Source organism: Streptomyces sp. NPDC107528, assembly GCF_055639295.1.
The window spans coordinates 767,812-785,388 of sequence record NZ_JBVKAV010000003.1 but is presented as its reverse complement, the minus strand read 5'-3'; the positions used below and the strand labels follow the sequence as shown (position 1 = coordinate 785,388).

Below are 17,577 nucleotides of genomic sequence, written 5' to 3'. Positions count from 1 at the left end.
GTCTCAGCCCCGGTTCTGTACGTGCTGGTAGCCGAAGCGGCCCTTGATGCAGAGGTTGCCGTGGGTCACCGGGTTGTCGTGCGGTGAGGTGACCTTCACGATTTCATTGTCCTGCACGTGGAGAGTGAGGTTGCAGCCCACTCCGCAGTAAGCGCACACGGTGGTCGTCTCCGTCTGCGCCGACTCGTCCCAGGTGCCGGCCGCCCGCATGTCGAACTCCGACTTGAAGGACAGGGCCCCCGTCGGGCACACCTCGATGCAGTTCCCGCAGTACACGCACGCCGAGTCGGTCAGCGGGGCGTCGTGCTCGACCGCGATCCGGGCGTCGAAGCCGCGGCCGGCGACGGAGATCGCGAAGCTGTTCTGCCACTGGTCGCCGCACGTGTCCACGCACTTGTAGCAGAGGATGCACTTGTCGTAGTCACGCACGTACAGATCGTTGTCGACCCTGGGTTCCTCGCCCAGGCGGGCCGCGTCCGGGCCGAAGCGGTCCGGCTTCGCCTCGTACTCCTTGATCCAATCGGCGACTTGTGGAGTCGTCGACAAGTCGACCGAGGACGCGAGGAGTTCGAGGACGACCTTACGGCTGTGGCGGGCCCGTTCCGTGTCGGTCCGCACCTCCATGCCGGGCTCGGCCCTGCGGGAGCAGGCCGGGACCAGGGTGCGGGAGCCCGCCACCTCGACGACGCACACCCGGCAGGCGTTCTTGGGCGTGAGCGTGTCGCCCTGGCAGAGGGTCGGCACGTCCTTTCCGGCGGCCCGGCAGGCGTCGAGGATCGTCGAACCCTCGGGAGCGCGCACCGACTCCCCGTCGATCGTGAACTCCAGCAGCCGGCGCGGGATCCCCAGCGGTATCGCGGTCATTCGTACGCCCCCAGTCGGTCGATGGCGGATTCCACGGCGTTCCACGCGGTCTGCCCCAGACCGCAGATCGAGGCGTCCCGCATCGCGCGGCCGACCTCCCTGAGCAGGGCGATGTCAGCGGCGGCCGCCGCACCCGTGCGCTCCACGATCCGGTGCAGCGCCTCCTCCTGCCGAACGGTCCCGACCCGGCACGGCACGCACTGCCCGCACGACTCGTCGCGGAAGAACTCGGCGATCCGCAGCAGCAGCCGCGGCAGCGGGACCGTGTCGTCGAAGGCCATGACCACACCCGAACCGAGCGTCGTGCCCGCCTCCCGCGTGCCCTCGAAGGTCAGCGGGATGTCCAGCTCGTCGGCCCGTACGAAGCCGCCCGCCGCCCCGCCCAGCAGCACCGCCCGCAGCCCGTCCCGCGCCCCGGCCAGCTTCAGCAGGTCGCCGAGCGTCGCGCCGAAGGGGAGCTCGTAGATGCCCGGCCGCGCGACACTCCCCGACACGCAGAACAGCTTCGGGCCGGTGGACTTCCCCGTCCCGATCGCCGCGTACGCCGGTGCGCCCATGGTCAGGATCGGCAGGACGTTGACCAGCGTCTCCACGTTGTTCTCGACCGTCGGCTTGCCGAAGAGGCCCTTCTCCACCGGGAACGGCGGCTTCGAGCGCGGCTCGCCGCGGTAGCCCTCGATGGAGTTGAACAGGGCGGTCTCCTCGCCGCAGATGTACGCCCCCGCCCCCCGGCGGATCTCGATGTCGAAGGCGTACCCCTGGCCGAGGATGTCGTCCCCGAGCAGTCCCCGCGCGCGTGCCTGCGCGAGGGCGTGTTCCAGGCGGTGCAGGGCCCGTGGGTACTCGCCGCGCAGGTACAGGTAGCCCTGGTGCGCGCCGGTGGCGTACGCCGCGATCGTCATGGCCTCGACCAGCGCGTACGGGTCGCCCTCCATCAGCACGCGGTCCTTGAAGGTACCCGGTTCGGATTCGTCGGCGTTGCAGACGACGTAGTGGGGATGGTCGGGCTGCGACGCCGTGGCCTGCCATTTGCGGCCGGTGGGGAAGGCGGCGCCGCCGCGTCCGACCAGGCCGGAGTCGGTGACCTCGCGGATGACTCCGGCGGGGCCCAGCTCGAAGGCACGGCGCAGGGCGGTGTAGCCGCCGTGGGCGCGGTAGTCGTCCAGCGACGACGGGTCGACGACTCCGACGCGGCGCAGCAGGATCAGCTCGTCGCCGGCCGCCTGGGGAACCGCCAGCGCCGCGGACGGCTCCTCGGGCGCCGAGTCCGGAGCGCTCGCGGCGAGGACGGCGTCGTGCACGGTCGCCGGCGCCGAGACCGCCGTACGCACCGGGTCCCCGGCCTTGATCGCGAGCGCCGCCGGAGCCCGTTCGCACAGGCCCAGACACGGGCTGCGCTGCACGCTCACTCCGCTGCCGAGGCCGAGCCGCGCCTCGATCCCGGCGCACAGCTCGCTCGCGCCGGCCGCCGCGCACGCGAGGTCCGTGCAGACGTGGAGCACGGTGGCGGGGCGCGGCTTGACCGAGAACATGGCGTAGAAGGTGGCGACTCCGTACGCCTCCGCCGGGGGCACGGTCAGTCGCCGGCACAGGTAGTCGAGGGCGCCGTCGCTGATCCACCCGATCCGGTCGTTGATCGCGTGCAGCCCCGGCAACAGCAGGTCGCGGCGGTCCCGGGCCTCGCGGCCGCCCTTGGCCCACCTCAGGTCAGCGTCGGAGCGGTCGGCGCCCTCCCAGGAGGACTCCGGCGGGCCGAGCAGGGCGTCGACGGCGGCCCGTTCGTCGTCCGTCGGTTTGCTGTCGCCGAAGTGCAGGTCCACTTATGTCACCTCACGATGGTCGCGACGGGGAGCTTCTCGATCCGGATCGCCGACGCCTTGAACTCCGCCGTACCCGCGATCGGGCAGTTCGCCTCGATCGTCAGCTGGTTGGTGTCCACCTCGTCGGGAAAGTGCATGGTCATGAAGGCGAGCCCGGGCCGCAGCGCGGTGTCGATCCACACCGGCGCGACGACCGAACCCCGCCGCGAGCTCACCCGGACCTCCTCGCCGACCACCACCCCGTACCGCTCGGCGTCCTCCGGGCACAGCTCGACGAACTCGCCGCGCCGCAACGGCGAGGCGAAACTCCCGCTCTGCACGCCGGTGTTGTACGAGTCGAGCCGCCGCCCGGTGGTGAGCCGGATCGGGAACTCCTCGTCGGTGAGGTCGACCGGCGGATTGTGCTGGACGATCCCGAACGGCGCCGGCATCCCGCGCCGGACCGGGTCCGGCTCCCACAACCGGCCGTGCAGATAGGTCGGTTCGAGCTGCTCCGTGCTCGGGCACGGCCACTGGATGCCCTGGTGCTCCGCCAGGCGTTCGTACGTCATCCCGTAGTGGTCCGGCGACACCGACCTCAGCTCGTTCCAGACGGCCTCGGCGTCGGCGTACTTCCACTCGTGTCCGAGTCGCGCCGCCAGCTCGCAGATGATGTCGATGTCCTCGCGTGCCTCCCCGGGCGGGGTGACCGCCCGACGCACCCGCTGAACCCGCCGCTCGCTGTTGGTGGTTGTGCCGTCGGTCTCGGCCCACCCGGCGGTGGCCGGGAGGATGACGTCCGCCAGCTCGGCCGTCTTCGTCAGGAAGATGTCCTGGACGACGAGGAAGTCCAGCTGCCGCATCCGCCGTACGGCCTGCTCGCTGTCCGCCTCCGACTGCGCCGGGTTCTCGCCGATGCAGTAGACGGCCTTGAGCGTGCCCTCCTCCATCGCCTCGAACATCTCGGTGAGGTTCAGGCCGTAGTGGGGCTGGATCACGGTGTCCCAGGCCGACTCGAACTTCAGACGGGTGTCCGGGTCGAGGATGTCCTGGAAGCCGGGGAGGCGGTTGGGGATGGCGCCCATGTCGCCGCCGCCCTGGACGTTGTTCTGCCCGCGCAGGGGCTGGAGCCCGCTGCCGTAGCGGCCGACGTGCCCGGTCAGCAGCGACAGGTTGATCAGCGCGCGGACGTTGTCGGTGCCGTTGTGGTGCTCGGTGATGCCGAGGGTCCAGCACAGCTGGGCGCGTTCGGCGCGGGCGTAGGCGTGGGCCAGCTCCCGGATGGCGGCGGCCGGTACGCCCGTGACCTTCTCGGCGAGGGACAGCGTCCACGGCTCGACGAGCGCCTTGTACTCCTCGAAGCCGCTGGTCGCCCGCTCGATGAACGCCTCGTTGGCCAGTCCCGCGTGGATGATCTCGCGGCCGATCGCGTGCGCCATCGGGATGTCGGTGCCGACGTTCAGGCCGAGCCAGCTCTCCGCCCACTCGGCGGTGGAGGTGCGGCGCGGGTCGACGGCGTACATGCGGGCGCCGTTCCTGATGCCCTTGAGCGCGTGCTGGAAGAAGATCGGGTGCGCGAAGCGGGCGTTGGAGCCCCACATCACGATGACGTCGGTGTGCTCGATCTCCTCGTACGAGGAGGTGCCCCCGCCCGAGCCGAAGGCCGCCGACAGTCCTGCCACGCTGGGCGCGTGGCAGGTGCGGTTGCAGGAGTCGACGTTGTTCGTGCCCATCACGACCCGGGCGAACTTCTGGGCGACGTAGTTCATCTCGTTGGTGGCTCGGGCGCAGGAGAACATGCCGAACGCACCCCGCGCCGCCGCAAGGCCGCGGGCCGCCCGCTCCAGTGCCTCTTCCCAGGTCGCCTGCCGGAGCGGCTCGTCGCGGGAGTCCCGGACGAGCGGGTGCGTCAGCCGGGTGTACGTCTTCGGAGTACGGTCGCGTTTCCTCATACGGCGCTCCTCATGCGGCGCTCCTCAGCGCGAGCAGGTCCGAGATGGCGTGCACGGTGCGCAGGGTGGGCACCTGAACGCCGGTGATCTCCGCCAACTCGACGACCGCCGCGAGGAGTACGTCGAGTTCGAGCGGCTTGCCGCGCTCCAGGTCCTGGAGCGTGGAGGTGCGGTGATCGCCGACCCGTTCCGCACCCGCGAGACGGCGCTCGATGGAGATGCCGACCTCGCAGCCGAGGGCCTCGGCGACCGAGAGCGTCTCGGTCATCATGATCTCGATGACCTTGCGGGTGCCGCCGTGCAGGCACATCTGCCGCATGGTGGCGCGGGCCAGCGCGCTGATCGGGTTGAAGGAGATGTTGCCGAGCAGTTTGAGCCAGATGTCGTTGCGCAGGTCCGGCTCCACCGGGCACTTCAGGCCACCGGCGATCATGGCCTCGCCGAGGTCCAGACAGCGCCTGGACACGCTGCGGTCGGGCTCGCCGACGGAGAACCGGGTGCCTTCCAAGTGCCGTACGACACCGGGGCCTTCGAGCTCGGTCGCGGCGTACACGACACAGCCGACGGCCCGTTCGGGCGCGAGCACCGCACTGACCGCGCCGTCCGGGTCCACACTTTCGATGCGGTGGCCGTCGTAGGGGCCGCCGTGGCGGTGGAAGTACCACCAGGGGATGCCGTTCTGGGCGGCGACGACCGCTGTGGTGTCGTGCAGAAGGGGCTCCATGAGCGGCCCGCACGCCGCGTACGAGTTGGCCTTCAGGCCCAGAAAGACGTAGTCGACCGGGCCGACTTCGGCCGGGTCGTCGGTCGCGTGGGCGCGGGCGGTGAAGTCGCCGCGCGGACTGAGCACCCGCACTCCGTGCTGCCTCATGGCCGCCAAATGCGGTCCACGGGCGATGAGGTGCACGTCGGCGCCCGCGCGATGGAGCGCGGCTCCGACGTAGGCGCCGATGGCACCGGCGCCGAGGACTGCAACTTTCACTTCGGAACGCTCCGTTCGGTCGAGGGAGTACCGCGGAGGTGGCTGAGAAAGGTCCGACAGCAGTGGAACTCTCAAATCCTGTCGACGGAATATTGTCTACAGTATGGATAAGGGGTCAGCAAGGGTTCGCGCACGTTCCCGCACGCTCCGTGCCTCCCCGGACGGTGTTCGACCGTTCGTCGCTTGCTGCATACCGCTCACCGCATACGGTCGACGTGCCGCCTTCTCAAGTTCCCTCCCACTGCCTACCGTTCGGGATCATGAGTCCACCGGTCGCACCCCCGGGATGGAGCCGCTGGCTGGTTCCGCCCGCTGCTCTGTCGGTCCATCTGTCCATCGGCCAGGCCTACGCCTGGAGCGTGTTCAAGCCGCCGCTCGAATCCGCCCTCGGCCTCAGCGGCACGCAGAGCGCGCTGCCGTTCCAGCTCGGCATCGTCATGCTCGGACTGTCGGCCGCCTTCGGCGGCACGCTGGTGGAGCGCAACGGACCGCGCTGGGCGATGACGGTCGCCCTGATCTGCTTCTCGTCCGGCTTCCTGCTCTCCGCGCTGGGCGCGGCCACCGAGCAGTACTGGCTGATCGTTTTCGGCTACGGCTTCGTCGGCGGGATCGGCCTCGGCATCGGCTACATCTCCCCGGTCTCGACGCTGATCAAGTGGTTCCCGGACCGGCCCGGCATGGCCACCGGCATCGCCATCATGGGCTTCGGCGGCGGCGCGCTCATCGCCTCGCCCTGGTCGGCGCAGATGCTGGAGTCGTTCGGCAGCGACAGCTCCGGGATCGCGATGGCCTTTCTGGTGCACGGGCTGTCGTACTCCGTGTTCATGCTGCTGGGCGTGCTGCTGGTCAGGGTGCCGCGCTCCGAGAAGCCGGTCGGGGACGGGCCCGGCGTCTTCGACGGACCGCAGGTGTCCGCCCGTAACGCGGTGCGCACTCCGCAGTTCTGGTGTCTGTGGGTCGTGCTCTGCATGAACGTGACCGCGGGCATCGGCATCCTGGAGAAGGCCGCCCCGATGATCACGGACTTCTTCGCCAACACCTCCACACCGGTGTCGGTGTCGGCCGCCGCTGGCTTCGTCGCCCTGCTGTCCGCCGCCAACATGGCGGGCCGCATCGGCTGGTCGTCGACCTCCGACCTGATCGGACGCAAGAACATCTACCGCCTCTACCTGGGTGTGGGCGCGCTGATGTACGGGCTGATCGCGCTGGCCGGCGACTCGTCGAAGCCGCTGTTCATCCTGTGCGCGCTGGTGATCCTCTCCTTCTACGGCGGCGGCTTCGCGACGGTCCCCGCCTATCTGAAGGACCTCTTCGGCACCTACCAGGTGGGCGCCATCCACGGGCGGCTGCTCACCGCCTGGTCCACGGCCGGCGTCCTCGGACCACTGATCGTCAACTGGATCGCGGACCGGCAGGAGGAGGCGGGCAAGGACGGCTCGTCCCTGTACACGATGTCCCTGTTCATCATGATCGGGCTGCTCGCCGTCGGCTTCGTCGCCAACGAGCTGGTCCGCCCCGTCCACCCCCGCCATCACGTCCCGTCCCCCACCTCCGCCCCGGCGTCGAAGGAGGCCGCAGATGTCCAGCGACAGCAGTCCGCCTAGCCGGCGGGGTCTGATCGCCCTCGCCTGGGTGTGGGTGGGCGTACCGCTCGCGTACGGGCTCTACGAACTCGTACAAAAGGCGACGCAGCTGTTCACCGGGTAGGTGTTCGAGAAGTGTTCGGGCGTCCGATGGTCTGATGGAAGCCGACAACACGGGCGCCCGATTCCTGTGGCATCACTTGCAGTCGTACCCGCGAGTCACTGATCAGACTGGTGAATCCCGCTACCCGATGTTCGAGGGGACCACCATCGATGAACGGCTCGCGCATTGCCGCAGTCGGCCACTATCAGCCCGCCAGGGTGCTCACCAACGAGGAACTGGCGGGCATGGTCGACACCAGTGACGAGTGGATCACATCCCGGGTGGGCATCCGTACGCGCCACATCGCCGGGCCCGACGAGCCCGTCGACGAGCTGGCCGCGCACGCCGCCGCCAAGGCGCTCGCGGCTGCGGGCCTCGCGCCCGCCGACATCGACCTGGTTCTGGTCGCCACCTCCACCGCCATCGACCGCTCCCCGAACATGGCCGCCCGCGTCGCGGCCCGCATCGGCGTCCCGTCGCCCGCCGCGATAGACATCAACGTCGTCTGCGCCGGGTTCACCCACGCCCTGGCCACCGCCGACCACGCCGTACGGGCGGGGGCCGCGACCCGCGCCCTGGTGATCGGCGCCGACAAGATGTCCGACGTGACCGACTGGAGCGACCGCACGACCTGTGTGCTGGTCGGCGACGGTGCCGGCGCGGCCGTCGTGGAGGCGTCCGGAGAGGCTCACATCGGGCCGGTGCTGTGGGGTTCGGTGCCCGAAATGGGGCACGCGGTGCGCATCGAGGGGCAGCCCCCGCGGTTCGCGCAGGAGGGCCAGAGCGTCTACCGCTGGGCGACGACGCAGCTGCCGGCCATCGCCCGCCGGGCCTGCGAGCGGGCGGGCCTGGCACCCGAGGACCTCGCCGGCGTCGTCCTGCACCAGGCCAACCTGCGCATCATCGAGCCCCTCGCCGCGAAGCTCGGCGCGGTCAATGCCGTGGTCGCGCGGGATGTGTCCGAGTCCGGCAACACCTCGGCGGCGAGCATTCCGCTGGCACTGTCCAAGCTCGTGGAACAGGGGCGGATCACGACCGGGGATCCGGTGCTGCTCTTCGGGTTCGGCGGCAACCTGTCGTACGCCGGGCAGGTCGTGCGCTGCCCCTGACGCCGGTGTGATGTGGCCAACTCCCCGGTTCCCTTGGTCTTGTGCGCCGTAGACTGTAGACGAAAGACAATTGATACTGGCTTTCCGTGACGGTCGGCTACGCGACGCAGTCGCCCGGTGTTCGCCCAGGAGGGGACCGATGTTGTCGACAGGACTGCCGCAGGGTGCGGTGCCCAAGCTCGAACGGCCCGGCCCACTGCGCGACCGCGTGTACGAGGCGCTGCTCGAACTCATCACGACCCGCGCCCTCCAGCCCGGCCAGCATCTGGTCGAGAGCGAACTGGCAGGTCACCTCGGTGTGTCCCGGCAACCGGTGCGCGAGGCGCTGCAGCGGCTGAACACCGAGGGCTGGGTCGATCTACGGCCCGCGCAGGGCGCGTTCGTGCACGAGCCGACGGAGGAGGAGGCCGACCAGCTCCTCACCGTCCGCACCCTCCTGGAGGCCGAGGCGGCCCGCCTCGCCGCCGCCCACGCCGACAGCGCCGGCATCGCCGCCCTGGAGCAGCTGTGCGCGGAGGGCGAGAAGGCCGTCGCCGCCGACGACGTGGACGCCGCCGTCGCCCTCAACGCCCGCTTCCACGCGAAGATCATGGAGCTCGCGGGCAACGCGGTCCTCGCCGAGCTGGCGGCCCAGGTCGACCGGCGCGTGCGCTGGTACTACACGCCCGTCGCCCGCCAGCGCGGGCAGCAGTCCTGGATCGAGCACCGGGGCATGATCGCCGCGATCACCGACCGGGACGAACAGGGTGCCACTCAGCTGATGCGGGAGCACACCGAGCACACGCGGCGGTCGTATCACGACAGGGCCAAGTCCTGAGCCCTGCCGCGGAGTTCAGTACTGCGCGTTGTTCCCCGTGGCATCCGTGCGCGGACTCGCGAGCTGCACCCACGTGCCCATCTCCCGCTGCTCGATGCGGGTGACGCTCACGGCGAGGTTACGGTCCCGGGTCCCTGCGTCGGCGTACGGCTCGGCGCCGGTGTAGTAGAGGCGGCGTTCCGCCTCGACCGCCTCGCGGGCCTCGCTGAAGCGCAGATAGTCGTCCTGCCAGTGGAAGACGGAGCGCAGGCCGGTGATCACCACGACGACGCCGCCCAGGACTGCGGGCACCTCGGCGGTCCCGGGCGAGATGACCGCCGACACCGGGATCGCCGCGGAGATGAGCAGCAGCAGGGTCTCGGTGAGCCGGAAGTTGCGGCGTGCCCTGACGGCGGCGTTGTGATACCAGTCGTACGACCCGTTCGCCACCCGCATCGCATAGCCGGGCCCGGTGTCGGGCGACGAACGTCCGGACCTCGGGGGAGTGGCGGGGAAAGGCGCGGGCGCCCTGGCGGGAACAGGTGGTGAGGGCGTGCCGTCCGCGCTGTCCGCGGCCTGTGTCGATGCCGGTTCGTCGGACGAGGTTCCCTGAGCCATTCGCGCTCCCCCCAAAGCACCGCTGCTGGAGGGACAGGGTAGCCAACGGGAGCCCTTTGCACGGCACTTGCGCACCCTCGACGCACAGAGACGAACGGCGGCGGAGGACGTACCGATCTCGCCTTTGTCCTGTGAGTGGAGAAAGTTGATGGCAATCTCTGCGCAACTTCTTCCCAGCCCCGGCGCCCACTGCTACGTTCCCCTCGAAAGCAGGCCGCGGACGTGGCCGAAACCCGGCGCGCACAGGCCGATTGAGGCGGGGAGGGGCTCGTGAGACGTATGACGGCGCGACCCGCGAACGCCCATCAGGCCAAGCTGCTCAGGCTGCTGCGCGACGGCGGGCCCAACTCCCGGGCCCAGCTGGGTGATCAGATCGACCTGTCACGGTCCAAGCTGGCCGTGGAGGTGGACCGCCTGCTGGAGACCGGGCTGGTCGTGGCCGACGGACTCGCCGCCTCGCGCGGTGGGCGCCGTTCGCACAACGTCCGGCTCAATCCAGGGCTGCGGTTCCTCGGTGTCGACATCGGCGCGACCTCGGTCGACGTCGCCGTCACCAACGCCGAGCTGGAAATCCTCGGCCATGTCAACCAGCCCATGGACGTCCGCGAGGGCCCGGTCGCGGTCTTCGAGCAAGTCCTGTCCATGGCAGCGAAGTTGAGGGCCTCCGGGCTCGCGGAAGGGTACGACGGCGCCGGCATCGGCGTCCCCGGACCGGTCCGCTTCCCCGAGGGCGTACCGGTGGCACCGCCGATCATGCCGGGCTGGGACGGCTTCCCCGTCCGGGAGGCGCTCAGCCAGGACCTCGGCTGCCCGGTCATGGTCGACAACGACGTGAACCTCATGGCGATGGGGGAGCAGCACGCCGGGGTCGCACGCTCCGTGGGCGACTTCCTCTGCGTCAAGATCGGCACCGGCATCGGCTGCGGCATCGTCGCGGGGGGCGAGGTCCACCGGGGCGTAACGGGCAGCGCGGGCGACATCGGGCACATCCAGGCCGTGCCCGACGGCCGCCCCTGCGCCTGCGGCAACCGGGGCTGTCTTGAGGCCCACTTCAGCGGGTCGGCCCTCGCCCGGGACGCTGTCGAGGCGGCCCAGCAGGGACGGTCGGAGGAACTCGCCTCGCGGCTTGAGGCGAACGGCACCCTGACCGCCGTCGACGTCGCCGCCGCGGCCGCCGCGGGCGACTCCACCGCCCTCGACCTGATCCGCGAGGGCGGCAACCGCGTCGGCCAGGTCATCGCCGGACTCGTCAGCTTCTTCAACCCCGGCCTGGTGGTGATCGGCGGCGGGGTGACCGGCCTCGGCCACAACCTGCTCGCCGCGATCCGCACCCAGGTCTACCGCCAGTCGCTGCCGCTGGCGACCGGCAACCTCCCCATCGTCCTGGGCGAGTTGGGCCCCACCGCCGGAGTCATCGGCGCGGCCCGGCTCATCAGCGACCACCTGTTCTCACCCGCGTAAGCCACCTACGTCGTACGGCTCACCCGCACAGCGCCCCGCACCGCCCTGCTCTGCCCCGCACCACCCTGCCCCGCACAGCACCGCGCCCAGCTCCGCCCTGCCCTGAACCGGCCCGCACGCCCGCCAAGGGGACCTCATGGCATCAGAACCACCCCTGCTCAGCATGTCCGGCATCACCAAGTCGTTCCCCGGAGTCCGTGCCCTCGATGGCGTCGACCTCGACGTCCAGGCCGGTGAAGTGCACTGTCTGCTCGGCCAGAACGGCGCCGGCAAGTCCACGCTCATCAAGGTCCTGGCCGGCGCCCACCAGCCCGACACCGGCACCATCCGCTGGGGTGGCGAGGAGGTCACCCTCCGCTCGCCGATCGCCGCGATGCGCCTCGGCATCGCCACCATCTACCAGGAACTCGACCTGGTGGAGCACCTGTCGGTGGCCGAGAACGTCCACCTCGGCCATGAACCGACAGCCGCCGGGTTCGTCGTACGCGGCAAGGTCGCGCGGACGTCGACAGCCCAGCTGCTCAAGCGACTCGGGCATCCCGAGATCGACCCCGCCCGCCTGGTCGGGGAGTTGTCGGCGGCCCAGCAGCAGATCGTCTCCATGGCGCGGGCGCTCTCCCACGACGTACGGCTGATCGTGATGGACGAGCCGTCCGCAGCCCTGGACCCGGACGAGGTCGACAACCTCTTCCGCATCGTCGGCGACCTCACCGCCGCCGGAGTCGCCGTCGTCTACATCTCGCACCGGCTGGAGGAGATCCGCCGGATCGGTGACCGGGTGACGGTGCTGAAGGACGGTCGGGCCGTCGCGGGCGGGCTGCCCGCGAAGTCCACGCCGACGCGCGACGTCGTGGCCATGATGACGGGGCGCAATGTCGAGTACGTCTTCCCCGAGCGGCCGGCGAAAGACGTGGCCGCGGCCGGGAAGCCGCTGCTGGAGGTGCGGGGACTCGCCAGGGACGGCGAGTTCGAGCCGCTCGACCTGACGGTGCGGCCCGGGGAGATCGTCGGGCTCGCCGGGCTGGTGGGCTCGGGGCGCTCGGAGATCCTGGAGACGATCTACGGGGCCAGGAAGCCCACCGCCGGTCAAGTCCTCGTGGACGGACGGGCGTTGCGACCCGGAAGCGTGCGGGCCGCCGTGCGCGCCGGGCTCGGACTCGCCCCCGAGGAACGCAAGGCGCAGGCGCTGCTGATGCTGGAGTCCGTCACCCGCAACGTGTCGGTGTCGTCCATGTCCCGCTTCTCGCGCGGCGGCTGGATGGACCGGACGGCCGAACTCGGGGCGGCGAGGGCCGCGACCCGCGAACTGTCGCTGCGGCCCGACAACCCGTCCGTGCCCGTGCGCACGCTCTCCGGCGGCAACCAGCAAAAGGCCGTCCTGGCCCGCTGGCTGCTCCGCGGCTGCCGTGTCCTGCTGCTCGACGAACCCACCCGCGGCGTCGACGTCGGCGCCCGCGCCGAGCTGTACGCCGTGATCCGGCGACTGGCCGACGAAGGCCTCGCCGTGCTCCTGGTCTCCAGTGAAGTGCCCGAAGTGCTGGGCCTCGCCGATCGCGTCCTGGTGCTGCGCGAGGGCCGTGTCGTACACACCGCTCCCGCGCGCGAACTCGACGAACACCGCGTACTCGACCTCGTCATGGAAGGAAGTCCGGCGTCATGACGCAGCACGCCTCACCGCCCCGGGACAGCACCGGCAAGGTGCAGTCGGCCGGAGCACCGCCCGCCTGGCGGGGCCTGATGGCCCGCGCCGACGTGCGGACCCTGTCCCTGCTCGGCGTCCTCGCCGTGCTCATCATCATCGGCGGCATCACCAAGCCGGACGAGTTCCTGGACACCCGCAACCTCCAGCTCGTCCTCACCCAGGCGTCCGTGATCGGCGTCGTCACCGTCGGCATGACCTTCGTCATCATCTCCGGCGGCATCGACCTGTCCGTCGGCGCGATCGTCGCGCTCGCCTCGGTGTGGGCGACGACGGTCGCGACCCAGGAGTACGGCTTCGCCGGCATCCTGTTCACGGCGGTGATCGTCGGCGTGGGCTGCGGGCTCGTCAACGGGATGCTGATCGCGTACGGCGCGATGGTCCCGTTCATCGCCACCCTCGCCATGCTGGCCTCGGCGCGCGGGCTGGCGTTGCAGATCACCGACGGCAAGACGCAGATCGTCACCATTCCCTCGGTACTCGACCTCGGCGAGCGCGACGCCTACGTCCTCGGCATCCCGCCTCTGGTCATGGTGTTCGCGGTCGTGACGATCATCGGCTGGCTGGTCCTGAACCGCACGACCTTCGGGCGGCGCACGGTCGCCGTCGGCGGCAACGCGGAGGCGGCCCGGCTCGCCGGCATCGACGTCCGCCGTCAGCGGCTCTACCTCTATCTGCTGTCCGGACTGTGCTGCGGCATCGCCGCCTTCCTGCTGATCATCCTGTCCGGCTCCGGCCAGAACACCAACGGCAACCTCTACGAACTCGACGCCATCGCCGCCGCGATCATCGGCGGCACCCTGCTCACCGGGGGACGCGGCACCATCGTCGGCTCCGTGCTCGGCGTCCTGATCTTCACCACGATCACCAACATCTTCGCCCTGAACAACCTGCAGAGCGACGTCCAGCAGATCGCCAAGGGCGCGATCATCGTCGCCGCCGTGCTGGTCCAGCGCCGTACCGCAAGCACGACCTGAGGGTCGTACCGCTTCCGCTTCGCACGACCTGAGGAAAGGGTTCACCGCCATGCCAGAGCTCACCAGTCGCAGAGGGCTGCTGTTCGGATCCGCCGCCATAGGAGCCGGTGCCCTCCTCACGGGTTGCACGAGCAACGAGTCCAAGGACGAGCCGGCCGCGAACGACCAGCCGGCCGCCGACGACAAGCCCGGTAAGCAGGTCACCATCGGCTTCGCCGGACCGCAGGCCGACCACGGCTGGCTCAACGCCATCAACGACAACGCCAAGAGCCGGGCGAAGAAGTACTCCGACGTCACCCTGGAGATCACCGAGGGCTCCAACGACACCGCCGCGCAGATCGGCCAGATCGAGACGCTGATCAACAAGAAGGTCGACGTCCTGGTGGTGCTGCCCGCCGACGGCAAGGCGCTCACCCAGGTCGGCCTGAAGGCCATGCGCGCGAACATTCCGGTCATCAACCTCGACCGGATCTTCAACACCCCGCAGGCCTACCGCTGCTGGATCGGCGGCGACAACTACGGCATGGGTCTCAACGCCGGCCACTACATCGGCGAGAAGCTCAAGGGGAAGTCCGGCGCCAAGGTCATCGAACTCGCCGGCCTCGACAACCTGGAACTCACCAAGCAGCGCACCCAGGGCTTCGACGACGCTCTGAAGAACTACCCGAACATCCAGAAGGTGGCCCGCCAGGCCGCCGAGTTCACGGTCGAGTCCGGACAGGCCAAGATGGCCCAGCTCCTGCAGGCCCAGTCGAAGTTCGACGCGCTCTGGAACCACGACGACGACCAGGGCGTGGGCGCGCTGCGGGCCATCGAGCAGGCCGGCCGCGACGACTTCCTGATGGTCGGCGGCGCGGGTGCCCTGTCCGCCTTCCAGGCGATCAAGGAGGACGACGGCGTTCTCAAGGCCACCGTCCTGTACCCGCCGACCATGGCGGCGTCCGCCATCGACCTGGCCCGCGCGCTCGGCCAGGGCAAGGGCGTGGGTGGCATGGCCGAGTTCGAGATCCCGGCCTCGATCACGCTCTACTCGGCGGTCGTCGACAAAGCCAACGTCGGCCAGTACATGCCCACCGGCTTCAAGTGATCCGTTCCGCCCGCACCCCCCACGTGCGCCACCCCGACCAGGACGAGGAGGACACCCACATGGGACAGCCGCAGGAGCAGTCAGAAGGGACCGAGGCAGGTAAGCCGCCCTTGCGCGTCGGAATGGTCGGCTACGCCTTCATGGGCGCCGCACATTCCCAGGGCTGGCGCACCGCGGGCCGTGTCTTCGACCTGCCGCTGAACCCGGTTCAGGCCGTGATCTGCGGCCGGGACGCCGCCGCCGCGCGGGCGGCGGCCGACCGGCACGGCTGGGCGTCCGTCGAGACCGACTGGCGTGCACTCGTCGAACGGGACGACGTCGACCTCGTCGACATCTGCACCCCCGGCGACAGCCACGCCGAGATCGCCCTCGCGGCCCTGGCCGCCGGCAAGCACGTCCTGTGCGAAAAGCCTCTCGCCAACACGGTCGAGGAAGCCACGTCGATGGCGCGGGCGGCCGAAGAGGCCTTCGAGCGCGGCCAGGTGGCGATGGTCGGCTTCAACTACCGGCGGGTGCCGGCCACCGCCCTGGCCCGCAGCATGGTCGCCGAGGGCCGCCTGGGCACACTGCGGCACGTGCGCGTGACGTACCTCCAGGACTGGCTGGTCGACCCCGAGTTCCCGCTGACCTGGCGGCTGCGCAAGGAGCACGCCGGCTCGGGCGCGCTCGGCGACCTGGGCGCCCACATCATCGACCTCGCGCAGTACCTGGCGGGGGAGCGCCTGACCGGGGTGTCGGCCCTGACGGAGACCTTCGTACGGGAGCGCCCGCTGCCCGGCGGAGCCACGAGCGGCCTGTCCGCCGTCTCCGCCAACGGGTCCGGCCAGGTCACCGTCGACGACGCCGCCCTGTTCACCGGCCGTCTCCCGTCGGGCGCACTCGCCTCCTTCGAGGCCACCCGCTACGCCACGGGCCGCAAGAACTCCCTGCGCATCGAACTCAACGGCGAGCTCGGCTCGATCGCCTTCGACCTGGAGCGGCTGAACGAGCTCTCGTACCACGACGGCAGGGAACCGGGCGCACACGCCGGCTTCCGCCGCATCCTCGTCACCGAACCCGACCACCCCTACCTGGACGCCTGGTGGCCCCCGGGCCACGGCCTCGGCTACGAGCACACCTTCGTCCACCAGGCCCGCGACCTGGTCCACGCCGTCGCCGAGGGCCGCCGGCCCGAACCCTCCTTCGCCGACGGGCTGCAGGTGCAGCGTGTGCTGGCGGCGGTGGAGGAGAGCGCCGAGAAGAACGCCGTCTACACCCCGATCGCGGTCTGACACACCCCGAGCGGCCCGAGGAGGCTGACGCGCATGCCGCGTACGTTCACGCTGTTCACCGGCCAGTGGGCCGACCTGCCGCTGGAGGAGGTCTGCCGGCTCGCCCGCGACTTCGGCTACGACGGGCTCGAACTCGCCTGCTGGGGCGACCACTTCGAGGTCGACAAGGCCCTCGCGGACCCGTCGTACATCGACTCCAGGAAGACACTGCTCGACAAGTACGGCCTCAAGTGCTGGGCGATCTCCAACCACCTGGTCGGGCAGGCCGTCTGCGACGCCATCATCGACGAACGCCACCAGGCCATCCTGCCGGGCGAGGTGTGGGGCGACGGGGACCCGGAGGGGGTCCGGCAGCGCGCCGCGGCCCGCATGAAGGACACCGCGCGTGCCGCGGCGGCCTTCGGTGTCGACACGGTGATCGGCTTCACCGGCTCCGCGATCTGGCACTTGGTCGCCATGTTCCCGCCCGCGCCCGAGTCGATGATCGAACGCGGCTACGAGGACTTCGCGACCCGCTGGAACCCCATCCTGGACGTCTTCGACGAGGAGGGCGTCCGGTTCGCGCACGAGGTCCACCCCAGCGAGATCGCCTACGACTACTGGACGACCTGGCGAGCCCTGGAGGCTGTCGGCGGCCGCCCCGCCTTCGGCCTGAACTTCGACCCGTCGCACTTCGTGTGGCAGGACCTCGACCCCGTCGGTTTCCTCTGGGACTTCCGCGACCGCATCTACCACGTCGACTGCAAGGAGGCCCGCAAGCGCCTCGACGGCCGCAACGGCAGGCTCGGCTCCCACCTGCCGTGGGGCGACCCGCGCCGCGGCTGGGACTTCGTGTCGGCCGGGCACGGCGACGTCCCCTGGGAGGACGTCTTCCGGATGCTGCGCTCCATCGACTACAAAGGCCCGATCTCCGTCGAGTGGGAGGACGCCGGCATGGACCGGCTCCAGGGCGCCCCCGAGGCGCTGACCCGTCTCAAGGCGTTCGACTTCGAGCCGCCAAGCGCGTCCTTCGACGCCGCGTTCAACAACTGAATCACGCACCCGGCGCTGGTCGGGGACGGGGACCGGCAGCACCGCCGGTCCCCCCTCCGACCTGCGCAGATCCTGCTTTGTCCTTTGACGGGAGAAAGTTCAACCGAGTCCGGCGCAAGGGGTGTTCGCCCCGGCCGGACGCGGTTACCGTCCCTGAAGTGTTCAGGACACACACGGAAGCGTTCAGGGCACACAGAAGTGTTCACGGCACGTAGAAGTGCTCACGGCACGTAGAAGTGCTCAC

The 17,577-nt window shown here is 70.2% G+C and carries 15 protein-coding genes; 10 read left to right on the top strand and 5 right to left on the bottom strand.

Features of this window, described 5'->3' with window-relative positions:
- Window positions 1-3: 3 nt before the first annotated feature.
- The 4 genes from ACZ7L5_RS13310 to ACZ7L5_RS13295 are packed head-to-tail and all read right to left on the bottom strand — an operon-like array spanning window position 4 to window position 5,597.
- The gene (locus ACZ7L5_RS13310) at window positions 4-864 is read right to left on the bottom strand and encodes a 2Fe-2S iron-sulfur cluster-binding protein (protein ID WP_471516692.1); all 861 of its coding nucleotides are present in this window, start codon (window positions 862-864) and stop codon (window positions 4-6) included.
- Entirely contained in the window at window positions 861-2,684 is a 1,824-nt protein-coding gene (locus ACZ7L5_RS13305) for an NAD(P)H-dependent oxidoreductase subunit E (RefSeq protein ID WP_471516691.1), read from the bottom strand. The genes ACZ7L5_RS13310 and ACZ7L5_RS13305 overlap by 4 nt, the downstream gene beginning before the upstream one ends.
- Window positions 2,685-2,689: 5 nt before the next feature.
- Window positions 2,690-4,615 carry a molybdopterin oxidoreductase family protein gene (locus ACZ7L5_RS13300; RefSeq protein ID WP_471516690.1) on the bottom strand — a complete coding sequence of 642 codons (1,926 nt, stop codon included), beginning with the start codon at window positions 4,613-4,615 and terminating at the stop codon, window positions 2,690-2,692.
- Between the two features lie 10 nt (window positions 4,616-4,625).
- Window positions 4,626-5,597: a 2-dehydropantoate 2-reductase gene (locus ACZ7L5_RS13295; protein ID WP_471516689.1), complete on the bottom strand. Its 972-nt coding sequence runs from the start codon at window positions 5,595-5,597 to the stop codon at window positions 4,626-4,628.
- A gap of 260 nt (window positions 5,598-5,857) precedes the next feature.
- Between ACZ7L5_RS13295 and ACZ7L5_RS13290 the strand changes: the two genes are divergently transcribed.
- From ACZ7L5_RS13290 to ACZ7L5_RS13275, 4 genes are all read left to right on the top strand, one after another.
- Window positions 5,858-7,201 carry an OFA family MFS transporter gene (locus tag ACZ7L5_RS13290; RefSeq protein ID WP_363032782.1) on the top strand — a complete coding sequence of 448 codons (1,344 nt, stop codon included), beginning with the start codon at window positions 5,858-5,860 and terminating at the stop codon, window positions 7,199-7,201.
- Window positions 7,176-7,304 carry an MFS transporter small subunit gene (locus ACZ7L5_RS13285; RefSeq protein WP_328878106.1) on the top strand — a complete coding sequence of 43 codons (129 nt, stop codon included), beginning with the start codon at window positions 7,176-7,178 and terminating at the stop codon, window positions 7,302-7,304. The genes ACZ7L5_RS13290 and ACZ7L5_RS13285 overlap by 26 nt, the downstream gene beginning before the upstream one ends.
- Before the next feature lie 149 nt (window positions 7,305-7,453).
- Window positions 7,454-8,392, top strand: a complete 939-nt coding sequence (locus tag ACZ7L5_RS13280; protein WP_471516688.1) for a beta-ketoacyl-ACP synthase III — start codon at window positions 7,454-7,456, stop codon at window positions 8,390-8,392.
- A 139-nt stretch (window positions 8,393-8,531) separates the two neighbouring features.
- Window positions 8,532-9,209, top strand: a complete 678-nt coding sequence (locus ACZ7L5_RS13275; protein WP_328878104.1) for a GntR family transcriptional regulator — start codon at window positions 8,532-8,534, stop codon at window positions 9,207-9,209.
- A gap of 15 nt (window positions 9,210-9,224) precedes the next feature.
- On the opposite strand, the gene ACZ7L5_RS13270 is transcribed toward ACZ7L5_RS13275, so the two are convergent.
- A complete protein-coding gene (locus tag ACZ7L5_RS13270) occupies window positions 9,225-9,806 on the bottom strand; it encodes a DUF4231 domain-containing protein (RefSeq protein ID WP_471516687.1) in 582 nt (193 codons plus the stop codon).
- Window positions 9,807-10,085: 279 nt separating this feature from the next.
- On the opposite strand from ACZ7L5_RS13270, the gene ACZ7L5_RS13265 reads away from it, so the two are divergent.
- The 6 genes from ACZ7L5_RS13265 (at window position 10,086) to ACZ7L5_RS13240 (ending at window position 17,333) form a co-directional block, all read left to right on the top strand.
- Window positions 10,086-11,267: an ROK family transcriptional regulator gene (locus ACZ7L5_RS13265; RefSeq protein ID WP_471516762.1), complete on the top strand. Its 1,182-nt coding sequence runs from the start codon at window positions 10,086-10,088 to the stop codon at window positions 11,265-11,267.
- Between the two features lie 136 nt (window positions 11,268-11,403).
- Window positions 11,404-12,927, top strand: coding sequence for a sugar ABC transporter ATP-binding protein (locus ACZ7L5_RS13260; RefSeq protein WP_471516686.1), 1,524 nt, complete (start codon window positions 11,404-11,406; stop codon window positions 12,925-12,927).
- The gene (locus ACZ7L5_RS13255; protein WP_328878100.1) at window positions 12,924-13,943 is read left to right on the top strand and encodes an ABC transporter permease; all 1,020 of its coding nucleotides are present in this window, start codon (window positions 12,924-12,926) and stop codon (window positions 13,941-13,943) included. The genes ACZ7L5_RS13260 and ACZ7L5_RS13255 overlap by 4 nt, the downstream gene beginning before the upstream one ends.
- A gap of 49 nt (window positions 13,944-13,992) precedes the next feature.
- Window positions 13,993-15,030, top strand: a complete 1,038-nt coding sequence (locus ACZ7L5_RS13250; protein WP_471516685.1) for a substrate-binding domain-containing protein — start codon at window positions 13,993-13,995, stop codon at window positions 15,028-15,030.
- A gap of 59 nt (window positions 15,031-15,089) precedes the next feature.
- The gene (locus tag ACZ7L5_RS13245) at window positions 15,090-16,301 is read left to right on the top strand and encodes a Gfo/Idh/MocA family protein (RefSeq protein ID WP_471516761.1); all 1,212 of its coding nucleotides are present in this window, start codon (window positions 15,090-15,092) and stop codon (window positions 16,299-16,301) included.
- 33 nt (window positions 16,302-16,334) lie between these two features.
- A complete protein-coding gene (locus tag ACZ7L5_RS13240) occupies window positions 16,335-17,333 on the top strand; it encodes a sugar phosphate isomerase/epimerase family protein (protein ID WP_328878097.1) in 999 nt (332 codons plus the stop codon).
- Window positions 17,334-17,577 lie beyond the last annotated feature (244 nt).

What these genes read in the sequence shown, in the direction of transcription:
- ACZ7L5_RS13310 (WP_471516692.1), bottom strand. Translation starts at nt 864, where the DNA reads ATGACCGCGATACCGCTGGGGATCCCGCGCCGGCTGCTGGAGTTCACG.
- ACZ7L5_RS13285 (WP_328878106.1), top strand. Translation starts at nt 7,176, where the DNA reads ATGTCCAGCGACAGCAGTCCGCCTAGCCGGCGGGGTCTGATCGCCCTC.
- ACZ7L5_RS13245 (WP_471516761.1), top strand. Translation starts at nt 15,090, where the DNA reads ATGGGACAGCCGCAGGAGCAGTCAGAAGGGACCGAGGCAGGTAAGCCG.
- ACZ7L5_RS13250 (WP_471516685.1), top strand. Translation starts at nt 13,993, where the DNA reads ATGCCAGAGCTCACCAGTCGCAGAGGGCTGCTGTTCGGATCCGCCGCC.
- ACZ7L5_RS13280 (WP_471516688.1), top strand. Translation starts at nt 7,454, where the DNA reads ATGAACGGCTCGCGCATTGCCGCAGTCGGCCACTATCAGCCCGCCAGG.
- ACZ7L5_RS13260 (WP_471516686.1), top strand. Translation starts at nt 11,404, where the DNA reads ATGGCATCAGAACCACCCCTGCTCAGCATGTCCGGCATCACCAAGTCG.
- ACZ7L5_RS13275 (WP_328878104.1), top strand. Translation starts at nt 8,532, where the DNA reads ATGTTGTCGACAGGACTGCCGCAGGGTGCGGTGCCCAAGCTCGAACGG.
- ACZ7L5_RS13270 (WP_471516687.1), bottom strand. Translation starts at nt 9,806, where the DNA reads ATGGCTCAGGGAACCTCGTCCGACGAACCGGCATCGACACAGGCCGCG.
- ACZ7L5_RS13300 (WP_471516690.1), bottom strand. Translation starts at nt 4,615, where the DNA reads ATGAGGAAACGCGACCGTACTCCGAAGACGTACACCCGGCTGACGCAC.
- ACZ7L5_RS13255 (WP_328878100.1), top strand. Translation starts at nt 12,924, where the DNA reads ATGACGCAGCACGCCTCACCGCCCCGGGACAGCACCGGCAAGGTGCAG.
- ACZ7L5_RS13265 (WP_471516762.1), top strand. Translation starts at nt 10,086, where the DNA reads ATGACGGCGCGACCCGCGAACGCCCATCAGGCCAAGCTGCTCAGGCTG.
- ACZ7L5_RS13240 (WP_328878097.1), top strand. Translation starts at nt 16,335, where the DNA reads ATGCCGCGTACGTTCACGCTGTTCACCGGCCAGTGGGCCGACCTGCCG.
- ACZ7L5_RS13290 (WP_363032782.1), top strand. Translation starts at nt 5,858, where the DNA reads ATGAGTCCACCGGTCGCACCCCCGGGATGGAGCCGCTGGCTGGTTCCG.